A 15,332-nucleotide genomic window follows, 5' to 3' on the forward strand; every position below is an offset into this window, starting at 1 on the left:
AATTAACATAACGAATCATTAATGAAATATATTTTATGGCTTTTGCTTTTAGTATCAGCGCAGTTACTAGCAAAGCCCGTTAATAACAGCATCGCTTTTTACTATTCAGCCCCAATGCCTTTAGCTGAAATGACTTTTTACTCACGCGTTGTTGTGCAACCTGAGTTAGTGACTGAGCATGAATTAAATTGGTTTAAAGAACGTAACATTGCTGTTTATGCTTATTTGAGCATTGGCGAATCATATAATAAAAGTGACTATTCACTTACTACAAACCCAAATTGGAATAGCTACATTTCCGATTTAACTTCAAAGCAATGGCAACAACAATTAAATAGCTCGGCTGTTATATTAAAAGAACGTGGCTTTAGTGGGTTGTTTTTAGACACCCTTGATAGCTATCAATTATTAGATAACGAACGTTACGATAAATTAGCGCAGCAAGCTGGATTAGTTTCAATAATAAAAGATCTGTCTTTAGTATTTAAAAAGCAATTAGTGCTCAATCGTGGCTTTGAATTACTGCCAAGCCTACAAAACCTTGCAACCGACTTAGTTGCTGAGGGATTATTTAGCCACTTTAATCCACTTGATAATAGCTACAAGTTAACCTCTAAGAACGATCAAGCATGGTTAACAACTCAACTTAAAAAAGCGCAAAGCTTAGGTTTTAATGTTCAAGTTATTGACTATGCAAAACCTGACAAACGCCTTGTAATGGCTGAAAAAATTATTGCTTCTGGGTTTAGTGCTTGGGTGACCGATGGGCATTTACAAACCTGGGGAACATCAACTATTAGCCCCGTACCCAGGCGCGTACTTATTCCGTACAATAGTGACTTAAAACCCCTTATTTATTCTACAGTTCATTTAAAGCTAGCCACTCTTATTGAGTATTTAGGTTATATTCCTGACTATATTGATATAGCAAAACGAGAGTTGCCATTAGTTGATCCAAGTTTACATGCTGGAATTGTTTCATGGACAAACATGGGGGGCTTTTACTCCCCAAGTGTAATAAATTGGCTCGAAGCTAGCCTAGGTACAGTGCCTCAGTTAGTGGTAGGTGAGCTACCACAATCAGCTAAATTATTAGCCGCATTAGGCGTGGAAACACTTAACAGCTCCCCTCCAGGGCCTTATGAACTTAACTATTTAGCACCATGGTTAGAAGGTGAGTCAGGTTCTTCGCCTGCCATTACCAAACCTTATTTATTAAAATTAGCGCCAGAAGCCACCACTCTTATTGATATAAAAGCGGCTGATGGTAGCACCGTTGTACAAAGTGCCAAAACCAAATATGGCGCAGTTATTGTTGCCCCATGGCTGATTGATACGCTCCCAATGGAAGGTAGTAATTGGGTTATTGACCCACTGACACTGCTTACTAAAGCCATGGGGTTACCCACAATACTCGCTCCAGACACAACGACAGAAAGTGGCAGACGTATGCTTACTATGCATATAGATGGGGATGGCTTTACCAGCATTGCACACTTTGATGGCAGCCCATATGCCGCAGAGGTCATTCGCGATGACATTATTAAACCTTATAAACTTCCCATCACATCTTCTATTATTCAGGCTGATATAGAGCCTGGAGGAATTCATGCTAAGCACAGTAAAAAACTAGAAAAAATTGCGCGCAGTATTTTTGAACTTCCCTATGTAGAGGTCGCTTCGCATACTTATAGTCACCCTTACTTTTGGACCGCGCTTTCTGGCCGAAAAGAAATTGACGAAGAAGATACTGACTATGGGTTTCACTTAGATGTACCTGGCTATGACACAATTAGCTTAGAAAAAGAAATTACCGGCACCATTAATTATATTAATGAAAGACTTGTACCTAAAGGAAAAAAAACAGTGCTTATGTTGTGGTCGGGCGATGCTACACCCGGTCCAGACGCATTAAAAATAGCGCGTAATGCTGGTGTACTAAACGTAAATGGCGGCAATACTGATGTAAATAGTGATAACCCTAGCCTTTCACATATATCGCCGATTGCGCGCCCTGAGGGTGATTTACTGTATCAAATTTACGCGCCAATACTGAACGAAAACGTATACACTAATTTATGGCATGGCCCGTATTATGGGTTTAAGCGCCTAACAGAGACCTTTGAAATAACCGAAAAGCCATACAGGTTAAAGCCCTATACTATTTACTATCACTTTTATTCTGGCGAAGTTCCTGCAGGGCTTGATGCCCTAAAGCATAATATTGACTATGTATTACAAAGACCTAATACACCGGTGTACTTAAGCCACTATGCAAAAATTGCGAAAGATTTTTACTTTTCTGCTTTAGCTAAAAATAGTAAAGGCGACTGGTTGTTTAGTTCAAAAAATATTCGCACCCTTCGCATACCCAGCGACTTTGATATTGCAAACATATCACAAAGTGATGGGGTATTAGGGGTAACGCAGCAAGGCGATTACGTACATACTATAAAGGGTATTTCGCGTATTAGTTTTGACCACAGCCAAAAAGGTAATTCCCCCTATTTAGCCTCTGCCAATGTAGTAATAGATACATGGCAAGTAAATGGCCCGGTTAGTTTTAAAGCGTGGATACCTGCAACACTTGATTTAGTGAATGCCCACTCTTGCCAATTTATATCTCATATGGGAAAAAGTTATAAAGGTATTACTCGCGGAAAAATAACCCACTTTAAACTACCTGCAGGTGAGTTTTTGGGTTATTTGCGTTGTAACGAGGTCACTAAGTAATGAATACCAAAAAGCGCCCTCATTTGGTTTCAATAAAAACAATTTTAACAATACTCGCTGTTAGCTGTTTTTCGTTGTATGCGCTATTTCCGCACACCCTCTTCTTTGAAAACGATGCACTTTCACAAGACTATACGTTCGAAAAGTCATACTTACACGCTGCACTTAATACTGACCCAAACAATGAAAAACTGCGCGCTAAATTAGTTGAACTGCATATTGCATTGAGTGAATATTCAAACGCAACTAATGAGCTAGAAAGACTAACAAAAAGTCGGCGTAAAACAGAACTTGAAATAAAGTTACTTTACTCATTATGGCTTGCAAGTGGTGCCAATGTAGATGATCGATTTGAAGAACTTTCATTAAAGGTTAGTGCCTATAAACCATGGAACGAAGACATTCTTAGTATAGCTAAGGCACTTGGTTTGAATGTTAAGCTTGCACATTATTATCAAACACACAAAAAGCCGTTAATTGCCGCTGATTATTGGTTAACCGCAGGCGAGCCTGCAAAAGCGCTGCTGCTTTACAAAAATAACATGAGCGAAACAATAGCTGAAAAAGCCATTGAAACCGCTCTCGGGGCAAACGAAGCGGTGCAAGCTTATGCGTGGTGGAAGCAATATGGAGATCAATCAAATATAAAGCGCACACTTTATCTTGCTGACTTAGCAGGCAATAAAGAAGATGCAATTATTGCAGCTACAAAACTGCTGCAAAAAGAGCCTAACAATATTAAGTATTTAACACAGGCAATGCAGCTTCACTTAGCCAATGGCGATGCTAACGGCGCTGAATTATTGCTTTCAAAACTACTAAAACAAAAACCTAACGATAAAGATCTTCATTTACTAAATTGGAAAATAAAGCGCTGGCTCAATAAGCCAAGAGCTGCACTCAAAGAATTTAAATGGTTAATGATAAATAAAGCCGTTACCGCATCAATGCTTACAGACAGTATTAACGATGCAACGGCATTATATTTGTACCAAGACGCTAACGACATTTACGCTTACAAAGCTAAAAATAGGCAACTAAAAGGCAATGGCTTTTCTAAATGGATGCAAACCAACGAGTTTATTGGCGATGCCAAACAAGAGCTCAAGCATATAGAGCGTTTTGAAAGCATAAACGGTAAAAGCGTATTATCACAATATTGGAAAGCAAAAGTATTACATGACACAGGTAACTTAAGCGGTTTACGTAATTTGTGGCCTATTTATCAGGGCCCCAAAAACGAAGAAGATTTAATGTGGCTAGCCCGTGCGTTTTGGTTAAATAACGACTTTAACACGGCACTAACTATTTTAAAGCAAAAGCAGCAAAGCAGCGACGACGAATTCTGGAGTGCCCGCGTTGACATGGCGCTCAGGGTAAATGATAAAAAAGAACAGCTTCATGCGCTTGAGCAACTAAAGTTACTGGGTAAATTAGGCGAAAGCGATTTATTGCAATACCAGCAAGTACGCTTTGAAGGTAACCCCAAAGCGTTACTTGCGCATTTATGGCAGCAACCTTCTCTGAGCGAAAGTCAGTTAATTGACATTGCTAATTTAAGTACGCAAATAAACGATTCAAACGCCGTTGAACGAATCTATAACGAACTGAACAAGCAACGCTATAACAAGGCGCTATACCCTGCTTGGTTAACGCTAGCTAGCTGGTATCAAAATCAGAGCGATTTAAATTCAGCGTATACAACGCTCAACCGCGCCGCAAAACTAAGTGAATACAATCCTGACGTAGTACTTGTGCAAGGTTGGTTAGCACTGCAAATGCACGACAGCATCATGATTAAACGTATTTTAAATAACTATGCTGACAACAACCCAACATATGCGTGGGGTCAACTTTTAGCGAGCTTATCTATTTATGAAAAGTCATATAACAGTGCTTATTTTTACTTACGTAAACTAGCGATAGCTGAGCCTAGCGACTTAACCACATTAGTAAACTTAGCCGATGTAATGAAACAACTCGGCTATTACGCCAACGCCACAGAGCTTAATCATTATCTTCTTCAGCATTTACCTAAAGATAAATATGCATATCGAGGACTTATGTTTAGATGGGCTGGCGCTATGGCTATGCCACATTTAATGCAGCTAAACACACTCGATGAGTTAGCCCCTGAAACCATAGGCACAGCACAAGCAAACTGGTGGTTATCACGCCGTGCTGCGCAAAAACTTGAGCCGTGGCAAGCACTTCAGCTGTACATGACTCAAGGTGAGTTTAGTAAAATCAAACAATTAGTTGATAAAAATACACTTGGCAAAAACGATCAGTTAAGTGCGCTTTTATACTTAAACCAACCTTATGCAACTATGCAACGTTGGTATGAAGAGCTAATTAACGAGCCAAGTGAAGCTCAGCTAGGCTTTTTAAGAAACGCGCGCACAGCTTACTTTCGCGCATTTGAAGTAAACCTATCACCGCAAGCAGGGCTTAATAGTACGCAATACGACATAAATGTGTATTTTCCTTATGCAAAAGGCCAGTGGAAACTGAGCCTTAGCGATCAGCAAAACCTTGGCAATAACGGACTGCTATTCGCAATAGAAAATACAATGACGTTTGGCCGGTGGGCTTTTAATACAAAAGTTGATACGCATCAGGGCGATATTGTTAGCCGACAAGGCGTAAATTTAGACTCTCGTTATCAGTGGGATGCGCGCACTCAAGTTGGCATAAACTTACAATACAATGCCGAAAACCGTCAATCTGAAGTGCTACTTAGCTATGCGCAACTTAATAAAGCCATGGCTTATATAAATTATAATATTGATAACAGGCAAAGCGTGCAGCTATCAGCAGCTGCTATGTCGTTCACGCGTAGAGACAACGACAGCACACTCGTTAATGGACAGGAATATAACGCACGCTATCAATACAGTATTTTAAAAGATCGCCCTATTTGGAACGCCTACTTTAGTGCGCAATGGCAAGACTTTGACCCAGTAAATACTGCTATTAATACAAATAGAAGACCCAGACGCATAGTTATTGAACCTTTTAGGCGTTTTGCCCTAGGTACTTCTTTTGCCTCAACAGGCTCATTAACGCCCCCATACTTGGGTGCCAGTCCGTCTTGGTTATTTGACATAAGTACGGGCTACCAAACACTGAACGATACAATTGATGTGTCTGTTTCCAGTGGTGCTGGATGGTCAGTACTTGGTGATGATTTATTTAAATTACAGCTCGGTTACCAAAGTAGTAATAAGGTCGGTAACTCAGATACACAGTTACAATTAGGATATTACATACATTTTTAATGTTAGGAGAGAATATGTTTCGCTTAGTTATACTTAGTTTGGTTTTGCTCTTGTCGGCGTGTACTACAAGTCGAATTGCTGATGATATCGAAATTAGCCCAGCAACTACCGTGGCTTTATTACCGCTTGTTAATCATGCACAAACACCACTGGCAGGTGAGCGCGCTGAAGATATCTTAGCAAGTATTTGGCAACAAAATAAGCTACCTAAGTTACTCCGTGCACCAAGAAATAGCAGTAAAGACCTGCCACCTTTAGACGATCAATACCGTTTAAACAACGCAATGCAATGGCTCAATACTCAACAAGCTGACTATGTACTTAGTGGCAGCATTGAAGAATGGCGTTACAAAGCAGGTCTTGATGGAGAGCCAGTGGTTGCACTTACTTTATTGCTTACAAAAAACGGTGAAACAACGCCAATTTGGACCGGCACCATTGCAAAAAGCGGTTGGGGACGCGATAGCATTGCAGCAACTGCGCAAGATGTAATTGCCGATTTAGTGTCTTATATTGAGGTTAGTGAGTGAAAACACATTTCTTACGCCCAAGAGACGTTCCTGAGCTACAGATATGGGCTGAGGTATGTTTTTTTACCGCTTTAGCTTTAGGGCTGCCTGTTCTATTTAATGCTGAGGACCCCTATTGGACGCAAGGAGGGTTTTCTTGGCCAGTATTAGGGCCGTTGCTTGTTGCTCTACGCTATGGCTTTTCAAAAGGTTTTATTAGTATTTTAACCTTACTAGTAGGGCAATTATTGCTAATACAAAGCACTATATTAGACCCTCAAAGTGAGTTTAATATTAACGCCATGATTGGCTACATTATTGTAGTTATGGTGGCAGGTGAATTTAGAGATGTATGGGAGCGAACTAATCAACAGCAAAGCATTCAACTAGCCTATGTATCAGACCGACTTGAAAAATTTACGCGCCAATATCATTTAATTAGCTCATCACATGACCGAATCGAACAAATGCTTGCTGGACATACACTTAGTTTACGTGAGTCATTACAAGCCGTACGAGAATCAATTGGTAAATTAAAAGAAAGACGCTTAGACAGTGCCGCTGAGGTTATTTTAAATCTATTTATAGAATATGGCTCGATAGAAAAAGCAGGCTTATATAAAGTTGAAAACGATAAAATACAAGAGCCTGCACTAGCTAGTGTAGGCAAAATGAGTGAGCCATCTAATTCAGACCCATTAATAGCTGCCATGTTTGACGAAAAAGAACTGGTGTCACTTAAAAATCCAAAAGCTTCATCGGGTGATAGCAAGTATCATATTGCTATTCCATTGATTGATGTGAACGACACAATTTATGGAGCTATTTTAGTTGAAAAAGTGAAATTTTTTGCCCTCAAAGAAAACACCCTTACTTTACTTGCCGTTATGGCCGGACACATTGGTGATTTATTGCGTCACGAAATCACTAATCCAATAATGACCCGTGAAGAGTCGCCATACTTTAAGCGTCAAGTTAAACACGCAAACAAAGAAGCAAAGCGTTATAAAATTCCTTCACACTTTTTAAAGGTGAACGCGCTAAGTATTAATGATGAATCTCGACGGTTGATGGAGTATTTAACCGAGGCTCGCCGAGGGTTAGACATCTATTTATACGATAATGAAAAACAAGTTCTGTTAATACTGATGCCGCTTGCCGATGAGCTTGAAAAAGATGGTTTTGTAATGCGAATGAATAGCTGGTGTAAAGAACGTACCGGTAAAACATTACAAGAACTCGATATTATTATTGAGCAAGAAGTGGCGTTTCCAGTCAATAAGGATGAATTATCTAAACTGGTAGCCCTACATGATTAAAGTTGTGATAGCCGCCTTAATTGCATGTTTATGCGAGTATTTTGCACTGCAAGAAATTCTTAGTACACCAAACTGGTTTGGTGTAATTTTACTGCATGCCATTGCAAGCATACTTTTTACCTTTGTAAGCTACGTTTTAATTCCTAAAAAATATAAAACAACGCTTATAAATGGCACGCTATTATTATTCTTATTACTGTTTAGCTTACCTGTATTTGGTATTTTAGGTGTTGTGATGGCGCTTACGTTTGCGCTATGTAAGCCACTTAAAAGTGATGATACCGAAATAATAGAGCATGAAATTCCAGAACTCCCCTTTGAAGTTCCTGATATTTCGGCGAACCCTACTTATTCAATTGGTGGCGTAAAAGCTATTTTAAAATACGCAAGCGAACCTAACAAACGCTTAACTGCAGTAATGGCTGCTCGCCACATGCGCGACAGCCAAGCAATCCCAATATTAAAACTCGCACTCAAAGATTTAGAAGACGATATACGCTTACTTGCTTACTCAACACTTGATGCCAAAGAAACAAAATTAAACGAAAAAATTAGTGTTTATCAGCAACAAATAGCTAACACCACAAAGCAGCCTGAGCTGAGTAACTTACAAGAACAGTTAGCACACGTATATTGGGAGCTTAGTTATTTAGGGCTTGCACAAGGCGCTTTAAAAACATACGTATTAGAAAAAGCTGAAGCACTCAGTTTACAAAGTATTGAGTACGCACAAAAACCAGCCAGTTATGTATTTTTAGGGCGTGTTTATCTAGCGCTGGGTCATTACGAACGTGCGCTTGATTTTCTTGTACAAGCAACTGAATTAGGTATGGCGCGTCGCCATGTTTTACCCTACAAAGCCGAAGTTGCCTTTTGCATGAATAAGTATGATGACTGTAAACGCTACTTAAAAGAGTTACCTGAACAACCTAAAGGGAGCGAACTTCGCCAATTACAGGAGTATTGGAATGCCTAACCCCAATGCCGATATATTATTATTATTAGAAGGTACTTATCCTTATGTTCGTGGGGGGGTATCAAGTTGGGTTCATCAAATTATTGAAGGGCTACCTCATTATAACTTTGAGCTTATTTTTTTAGGCGGTGCCTCTGAGCACTATGGCGATATTAAGTACACACTTCCAAAAAATGTTACAAAATTGCATGTTCATTATCTAGTAGAGCAAAATAATACTGATATAAAAGCAAAGCACGGCGTTAAATATAAAAAAGAGTTGTTTGAGTTTTGGCAGCAACTGCAAAGTTATTTTAGAGACTCAAAAGAGCCTATTCCCACCGAGTTACTTGAATTTGCATTTGAACAACTTGGGCAAAAAAACGGTATAAACGAAGCTGACTTTTTATATAGCGAGTCATCTTGGCAGGTATTGGCTGACTACTATTTAACATTTTGCGACGAATCATCTTTTATTGATTTCTTTTGGTCGTACCGTAATTTGTATAAGCCTTTGTTTAAAATTGCAGATATTGCCCGCCAATTACCGAATGTTAAACTTATACACTCTATTTCGACAGGCTATGCTGGTTTTTTAGGTGCAGGTGCAAGCGTAATTAATAACACGCCTTACTTATTAACAGAACACGGTATTTATACCAAAGAGCGAAAAATAGACTTAATTCAAGCCGATTGGATAAAAGAGTCTGAAGCTATTTTAGGTAAAAACTTAAATACCGAAATGGGCTTTATTCGCCGAATGTGGATCACTTTTTTCGAGCAAATTGGCCGCACGAGTTACCACCAAGCCGATAGAATAATTTCACTATACGAAGGTAATAGGCAGCGCCAAATTAAAGATGGAGCCTGTGAGAAGCGCTCTTTAGTCGTACCAAACGGCATTAAAACCGCTCACTACGCTAAAGCACTGGCTGCACGTTCTAAAACTATTCCATTAACAGTAGGCTTAATTGGGCGTGTAGTACCAATTAAAGACATTAAAACCTTTATTCGTGCCATTAAAGAAGTGCAATCAAGCATGCCCGCAATAGAGGGATGGATCATAGGTCCTTTTGAAGAAGACCCAAAGTACTACAAAGAGTGCCAGTTACTGGTGGGCAGCCTTGAGTTACAGAACAGCGTGAAGTTTTTGGGTATGCAAAATATAGCTGAAATACTCCCTAAGTTAGGCCTTGTTGCATTAACATCTATTTCTGAAGCCCAACCCTTAGTGTTACTAGAAGCAATGGCAGCAGGCGTACCTGTTCTAGCCAGTGATGTTGGCTCGTGTCGAGAAATTATTGAAGGTGCCACAGAACAAGACAAGGCTTTAGGTAAAGCAGGTGAAGTTGTTTCTATTGCATCGCCAAGCGATACAGCCGTACAAATTACAAACATACTTAATAACGACGATAAATGGCATGAGTATCAATCAAGCGGCTTAAAACGTGTAAAAGCATTTTATGACGAAAGCCACATGTTTGCCCGATACGACAAGCTTTATAAGGATACAATGTCATGGCCGGAATAGGTTTTGAGATACGGAAAATTCTCAAAAAAAATACCCTCCTTTCTGTTTTTGAAGCCTATAGCTACGCTGGTCTCATCGGTTCAGGCCCTTGGTTATTGTCGATCATCGCTCTAATGCTTATTGGTATTTTAAGCCTTGGAATAGTATTACCTAAGCTGTTAATTATTCAGTTTCTAACCCTGATAACTTACATGATGGCGGCCTCGTTAATATTAACTGGCGGCTTACAGCTTATGCTAACGCGCTTTGTGGCAGATTTATTTTTTACAAAAGATGACGACTCAGTACTCCCCAATTTACTTGGTGCACAACTTATTACAACGATTGGTGCATTACTGGTTGGATTTGCTGTTTGGCCATTTTTACCTTTACCCGTTGTAACCAAAATTATTATTTTAGGTGGCTTTGTTAGCCTTTGTAATCAATGGCTTGGTGCTATATTTTTATCGGGTATGAAAGAGTATCGGCTTATTTTAATCACTATGCTCAGCGGGTACGCGTTTATGGTGCTACTTGCATTATTACTACGTGACTGGCAATTAGATGGACTCTTTTTTGCTTTTTTTGCAGGTGAGGCACTGTTATTTTTTAGTTTTTTATTCATGATTATTCGTCGCTACCCAGGTAATAAACTAATAAGCTTCGACTTTATGAGTCGAAAAAAAGTCTATTACATGCTGTTCTTTTGCGGGCTATTTTACAATATTGGCGTTTGGGCAGATAAAATTTTGTTTTGGTTTTCACCAAGTACATCTATACATATTATAGGCCCCCTTAGAGCTAGCCCAATTTACGATCTCCCCATATTTTTGGCCTATTTATCAATTATTCCCGGCATGGCGGTATTTTTAGTAAGAATGGAAACTGACTTTGTAGAACAATATGACAGGTTTTATTCTGCGATAAGGGGCGGCTCCTCGCTCGAAGAAATTTACTTTTTAAAAGACAACATGATCACAACAGCTCGAGGTGGCTTGTACGACATATTTAAAATTCAAGGCATTACTGTTGCGTGTTTACTATTGTGGGGCGAGCAAGTTCTTACCTACATTGGGATTGATCCTAACTATAAAACATTACTTTTTATTGATGTAGTGGGCGTAGGCGTGCAGGTAATATTTTTATCTATTCTCAATATATTGTTCTATCTTGATAAACGCTTTACTGTGTTAATCCTTTCGGGCCTATTTTTAGCATTAAACATTGTGCTTACGTATTTATCTATCGCACTTGGGCCACAATTTTATGGCTACGGATTTGCCCTTTCTACAATAATTACTTCTGTAGTTGGCTTGTTTTGGTTATCTAGGCAGTTTGAAGACCTAGAATACGAAACGTTTATGTTGCAATAAAAACACTTACACCTAATAAAAAGTAGCCAATATATTTATTGTTTATTAGGTGTAAACTTTATTTACTTACCCAGCGGGCTTTAAAACCACGTGTATCTACATGTATAAATGCCCCTCGGTGCGGTTTAGGGCCATAAACGCCCAACCCACCTAATAAGCCTTTAAATGATTCGCGTCTGGCTAACGACTCGACAATATTTGCCATCACTTTTGCGTCTTCAATAGTGTATTTTGCATCTTTATTAATATCATCCATACGGTAATTTCCATCGTTATCGATAAAAATATCTGCTGCATCTCCAAACACATGGCGGCTCAGTTTCACATTACCAATGGCTTTATTGTAATAAGGTGTTCGGTAACCACTCATCACCACCATGTTACTAACTGGAACGCCTTCTAAAATTAGTTCCTTACGAATCATCTCTAACTTTAGCAGCAGTTTATTTTGCAAAAAAAGATACTTGGGATGATTACTTTTTTGCTTACTCACAAATTCTTTTAAAGAAAAGTGAGGCGATAATTTGGTACTTTCATTCTCTGGGGTCACTTCAACAAACCCGTCAGGAACAATATAGTGCTTTGAATCTTTTATTTGCGATGGCTTTGGGTAATGCCCTATTTGGTAATATTTTAGCTTTCCGCCCTCTACTCTATCGGCAGGTACTTTTACAAACACGTTAATTTTCATACGCTGTTTTTTATTTGGCGATTCAATTATTACCGATGTTAAGCCGGGAGTATCCGGTGCCTGCCATTGCCAACGATTAGTATCAGTTAGCATGAACTTTTCATCGCTAATTAATGTGTAAGCATCGGGTGATTGCGCATATAGCACTTCAAATTCAACCTGCTCGTTGGGCATTACAAACACCGAAAAAAGTGAGTATGGCATGACAATATCGTTAATTTTTAAACTAAATTCTGCGTCCTCAAAAACAGGCCTGTTTTGTATATCAACAACCTGATGAGCCGTTTTAGCAGGCTGAGAAGCAAATAAATGCGTACTAAGCAGAGTAGTCAGCATACTAATTAATAAAATACCGATTAATTTCATATTACCTCTCATTATTTACTTTCTAATAATGCTGCAATAACCGACTGGTTATCATTTTTTAGGAGTGCTTTTTGATCGCGTTTGTAAATATCATCTCTAAAATTAACGAGCTTGTTTTCATCCACCCACGCAGTCCAATAAACTAAATGAATGGGTAATGGCTCGTCCAAATAATATGTTTGTGTGCTGTTTTCACTGCGTGCATCGTTAACTTGTTCCAATGCATGCTCTTCACCTTGATGTTTAATTATTTCTTGAGCAAGTGAAAAAGGGTCTTCAATTCTTATGCAGCCATGCGATAGCGCACGTCTTGTTTGGCTAAAACGCTGCTTTGCAGGTGTATCATGTACATATATAGCCTCAGGGTTAGGGAACAAATATTTCACTTCACCAAGGGGATTTTTTTCACCCGCACGTTTCACTAAAAAATGGTCAAACTGATAAGGCTTAATTGAATCCCAATCAATATTACTGGGGTTAACTGTTTGTGAGTCTATGTAGCTGTTTTTTCTGATTTCAATATTGTTTTTAACAAGGTAATCAGGATCTTCTGCCACTTTAGGGGCTATTTCCCTAGTAGCAATTGAAATAGGTATGCGCCACTCAGGGTTAACAACAAATTTTTCTATTTCGTCACTAAATGCCGGTGTTTCCCAGCTAGGTTTACCTACAATCACGTTGTTTTGAAGTTTTACATCACCTACTTTCACATAACGCAACTGATACTCAGGAATATTTACGTACACGTACTGTTCATCGCTCGAACCAGCAAAGTTGGTAATGCGATAAAAGTTTAACTTTAACTTATTGAGTTTTTGCTCAGCTGAAATATTAAGTTTAGCAAACGTGTTTTTGCCAACTCGTCCATCAACGTTTAAGCCATGGCGATGTTGAAACTGCTTTACAGCGCGCTCAATATGTTTATCAAAAATGCACGGCGCTTTAGTGCATACGTTAGTGAGTAAATCTTGTTCTTGAAATAAACGCATAGCAAGTAAACTTACCGCTTTACTGTTACTACCTAGTTCAAGCAACTCGCTGGCGGGTAAAGAAATAAACCCACCGCGATTCACTATTTCTTGGTACCAATTAATCGCTTTTTCAGTACGCTTTATTAACTGGGCTGAGTATTGATCAAAGTAATAGCTATCTTTAGTTTGCGTGTAGCGCTGTGAGCTGTAGGTGGTCAGTGATGAGCTGGCAAGTAAAACACCATCAAGATCATCATTCGCGAGTAAAGGTGAAGCAAACATGCTTGCTAAGCTCACAAACAAAGCCCCTTTCAAAGTAGCTTTGTTTGTTTTGGTAAAACCTTTTTTTGTAAATAATCCCTTCACGGTGCGCCCCTCGCTAAATAGTGTTGATAAATGCATGTGTACTTGCCGTTTAATTATCAACGAGAGATGCAACGTCAGTGCCAAAAACAAACTCAACACTAAGACACTGAAAAGGTTAGGTTTATTAAAATAAGATCATTTCATTTAAGTTACAATACACACTACTTGTGTAATAAATATACTCAAGTGTGTAAAGTTGCTATGTAGATTAATCGCTTAAAAACGCTAAAAAACCACGTTCGTATCTGCTTAAATACTTAGTCTTGCGAGGTAACGTAAGTGACTCACGCCACGCATTTTGAGCTGCTTCATCTTCTTTACACAGTGTAATTAAATCAGGGTGAACATAAGATTTGCGTGCTATTGCTGGGGTATTACCTAATTGCTGAGATACACAATCGAGCATGCTTTTTAAGGTAAGTGCGCCTTTGGCTTTAGCTAGCTGCTTAAAAGCAATAACGCTTGCTCGCCAGGTTCTAAAATGTTTTGCACTAAACTCCTCCCCCATTATGTGCTGTATATATTGGTTTATTTCGCTCGATGTTACGTTAGTGCGCTCACCTTCACTTATATACTGAAATAGATGTTGCCCAGGTAAGTCTTGTAAGTCTTTAATTACATGGCTTAGTACTCTGTCAGTAATGTTGACCTCACGCTCTTTTCCAGATTTAGCCCGGTATTTTAACTGAATATTTTTCCCAGTCAGCTTTGCGTGTCGGGTGCGTAAGGTTGTAGCGCCAAAGCTTTTGTTTTGTTTTACGTTTCGCTCGTTACCGACTCTAAGTGCCCCTAAGTCCATAAGCCTAACTACTGCAGCTAATGTACGTTCTACATTAAGCTCACTGCCTTGTAAGTCTGACTCCAAGCGAGCTCTCAATAAAGGAAGTTTATGGCCAAATACACCACAAACTTGGTATTTTTTTGCTTCTTGCTGGGCTCTAAACTCTGGATGGTATCGGTATTGTTTTCTCCCTTTACTGTCAAACCCTGTCGCTAAAATATGTCCGTTTTCTTCGGGGCAAAACCATGCGCTTTTGTACGCAGGCGGAAATGCTAAGCCATTCAAACGCTCAATAACCGCTTCATCTTTTATTACTTTGAAAATAGGGTCGAAATACTGCCATTGCTTGCTTTTAAGCTTTCGAGTGATACCAGGTAAATTATCATCCACATAAATTAACTTCATAATCACTGCACTCCGTTTTGATCAATGACAGCCTATAAAACATTTAAGCTAACATATTCAAATAACCTTAAA

10 protein-coding genes are annotated in these 15,332 nt (G+C 39.1%); 7 read left to right on the plus strand and 3 right to left on the minus strand.

Annotated features, from left to right (window positions below):
- The first annotated feature begins 21 nt into the window (after positions 1-21).
- Genes MTF67_RS01335 through pelG form a run of 7 tightly spaced genes read left to right on the plus strand, consistent with a single transcriptional unit; the run spans position 22 to position 11,680 of the window.
- The gene (locus MTF67_RS01335; protein ID WP_248518504.1) at positions 22-2,733 is read left to right on the plus strand and encodes an endo alpha-1,4 polygalactosaminidase; all 2,712 of its coding nucleotides are present in this window, start codon (positions 22-24) and stop codon (positions 2,731-2,733) included.
- Positions 2,733-6,014, plus strand: a complete 3,282-nt coding sequence (locus MTF67_RS01340) for a tetratricopeptide repeat protein (RefSeq protein ID WP_248518505.1) — start codon at positions 2,733-2,735, stop codon at positions 6,012-6,014. Before MTF67_RS01335 ends, MTF67_RS01340 begins: the two co-directional genes overlap by 1 nt.
- A 14-nt stretch (positions 6,015-6,028) precedes the next feature.
- The gene (locus tag MTF67_RS01345) at positions 6,029-6,544 is read left to right on the plus strand and encodes a hypothetical protein (protein ID WP_008132805.1); all 516 of its coding nucleotides are present in this window, start codon (positions 6,029-6,031) and stop codon (positions 6,542-6,544) included.
- Positions 6,541-7,842, plus strand: a complete 1,302-nt coding sequence (locus MTF67_RS18515; RefSeq protein WP_248518506.1) for a PelD GGDEF domain-containing protein — start codon at positions 6,541-6,543, stop codon at positions 7,840-7,842. The genes MTF67_RS01345 and MTF67_RS18515 overlap by 4 nt, the downstream gene beginning before the upstream one ends.
- The gene (locus MTF67_RS01355; RefSeq protein ID WP_248518507.1) at positions 7,835-8,818 is read left to right on the plus strand and encodes a tetratricopeptide repeat protein; all 984 of its coding nucleotides are present in this window, start codon (positions 7,835-7,837) and stop codon (positions 8,816-8,818) included. Before MTF67_RS18515 ends, MTF67_RS01355 begins: the two co-directional genes overlap by 8 nt.
- Entirely contained in the window at positions 8,811-10,328 is a 1,518-nt protein-coding gene (pelF, locus tag MTF67_RS01360) for a GT4 family glycosyltransferase PelF (protein ID WP_248518508.1), read from the plus strand. Before MTF67_RS01355 ends, pelF begins: the two co-directional genes overlap by 8 nt.
- Positions 10,316-11,680, plus strand: coding sequence for an exopolysaccharide Pel transporter PelG (pelG, locus tag MTF67_RS01365; protein WP_248518509.1), 1,365 nt, complete (start codon positions 10,316-10,318; stop codon positions 11,678-11,680). Before pelF ends, pelG begins: the two co-directional genes overlap by 13 nt.
- Before the next feature lie 58 nt (positions 11,681-11,738).
- Here pelG and MTF67_RS01370 read toward each other — a convergent pair whose 3' ends face one another.
- The 3 genes from MTF67_RS01370 to MTF67_RS01380 all read right to left on the minus strand — a co-directional run bounded on the left by MTF67_RS01370 (position 11,739) and on the right by MTF67_RS01380 (position 15,260).
- Positions 11,739-12,737 (minus strand): D-Ala-D-Ala carboxypeptidase family metallohydrolase, encoded by a 999-nt coding sequence (locus tag MTF67_RS01370; RefSeq protein WP_248518510.1) that lies wholly within the window; start codon positions 12,735-12,737, stop codon positions 11,739-11,741.
- An 11-nt stretch (positions 12,738-12,748) separates the two neighbouring features.
- Entirely contained in the window at positions 12,749-14,110 is a 1,362-nt protein-coding gene (locus MTF67_RS01375) for a L,D-transpeptidase family protein (RefSeq protein ID WP_248518511.1), read from the minus strand.
- A gap of 172 nt (positions 14,111-14,282) precedes the next feature.
- Positions 14,283-15,260 carry a DNA topoisomerase IB gene (locus MTF67_RS01380; RefSeq protein ID WP_248518512.1) on the minus strand — a complete coding sequence of 326 codons (978 nt, stop codon included), beginning with the start codon at positions 15,258-15,260 and terminating at the stop codon, positions 14,283-14,285.
- Between the last annotated feature and the right edge of the window lie 72 nt (positions 15,261-15,332).

Source organism: Pseudoalteromonas sp. 2CM32C, assembly GCF_023161925.1.
In the GTDB taxonomy this organism is placed as follows: Bacteria; Pseudomonadota; Gammaproteobacteria; order Enterobacterales; family Alteromonadaceae; genus Pseudoalteromonas; species Pseudoalteromonas marina.

Coding starts and splice junctions, on each gene's coding strand:
- MTF67_RS01380 (WP_248518512.1), bottom strand. CDS start 15,260: ATGAAGTTAATTTATGTGGATGATAATTTACCTGGTATCACTCGAAAG.
- MTF67_RS01345 (WP_008132805.1), top strand. CDS start 6,029: ATGTTTCGCTTAGTTATACTTAGTTTGGTTTTGCTCTTGTCGGCGTGT.
- MTF67_RS01375 (WP_248518511.1), bottom strand. CDS start 14,110: ATGCATTTATCAACACTATTTAGCGAGGGGCGCACCGTGAAGGGATTA.
- pelG (WP_248518509.1), top strand. CDS start 10,316: ATGGCCGGAATAGGTTTTGAGATACGGAAAATTCTCAAAAAAAATACC.
- MTF67_RS01335 (WP_248518504.1), top strand. CDS start 22: ATGAAATATATTTTATGGCTTTTGCTTTTAGTATCAGCGCAGTTACTA.
- MTF67_RS01370 (WP_248518510.1), bottom strand. CDS start 12,737: ATGAAATTAATCGGTATTTTATTAATTAGTATGCTGACTACTCTGCTT.
- MTF67_RS01340 (WP_248518505.1), top strand. CDS start 2,733: ATGAATACCAAAAAGCGCCCTCATTTGGTTTCAATAAAAACAATTTTA.
- MTF67_RS01355 (WP_248518507.1), top strand. CDS start 7,835: ATGATTAAAGTTGTGATAGCCGCCTTAATTGCATGTTTATGCGAGTAT.
- pelF (WP_248518508.1), top strand. CDS start 8,811: ATGCCTAACCCCAATGCCGATATATTATTATTATTAGAAGGTACTTAT.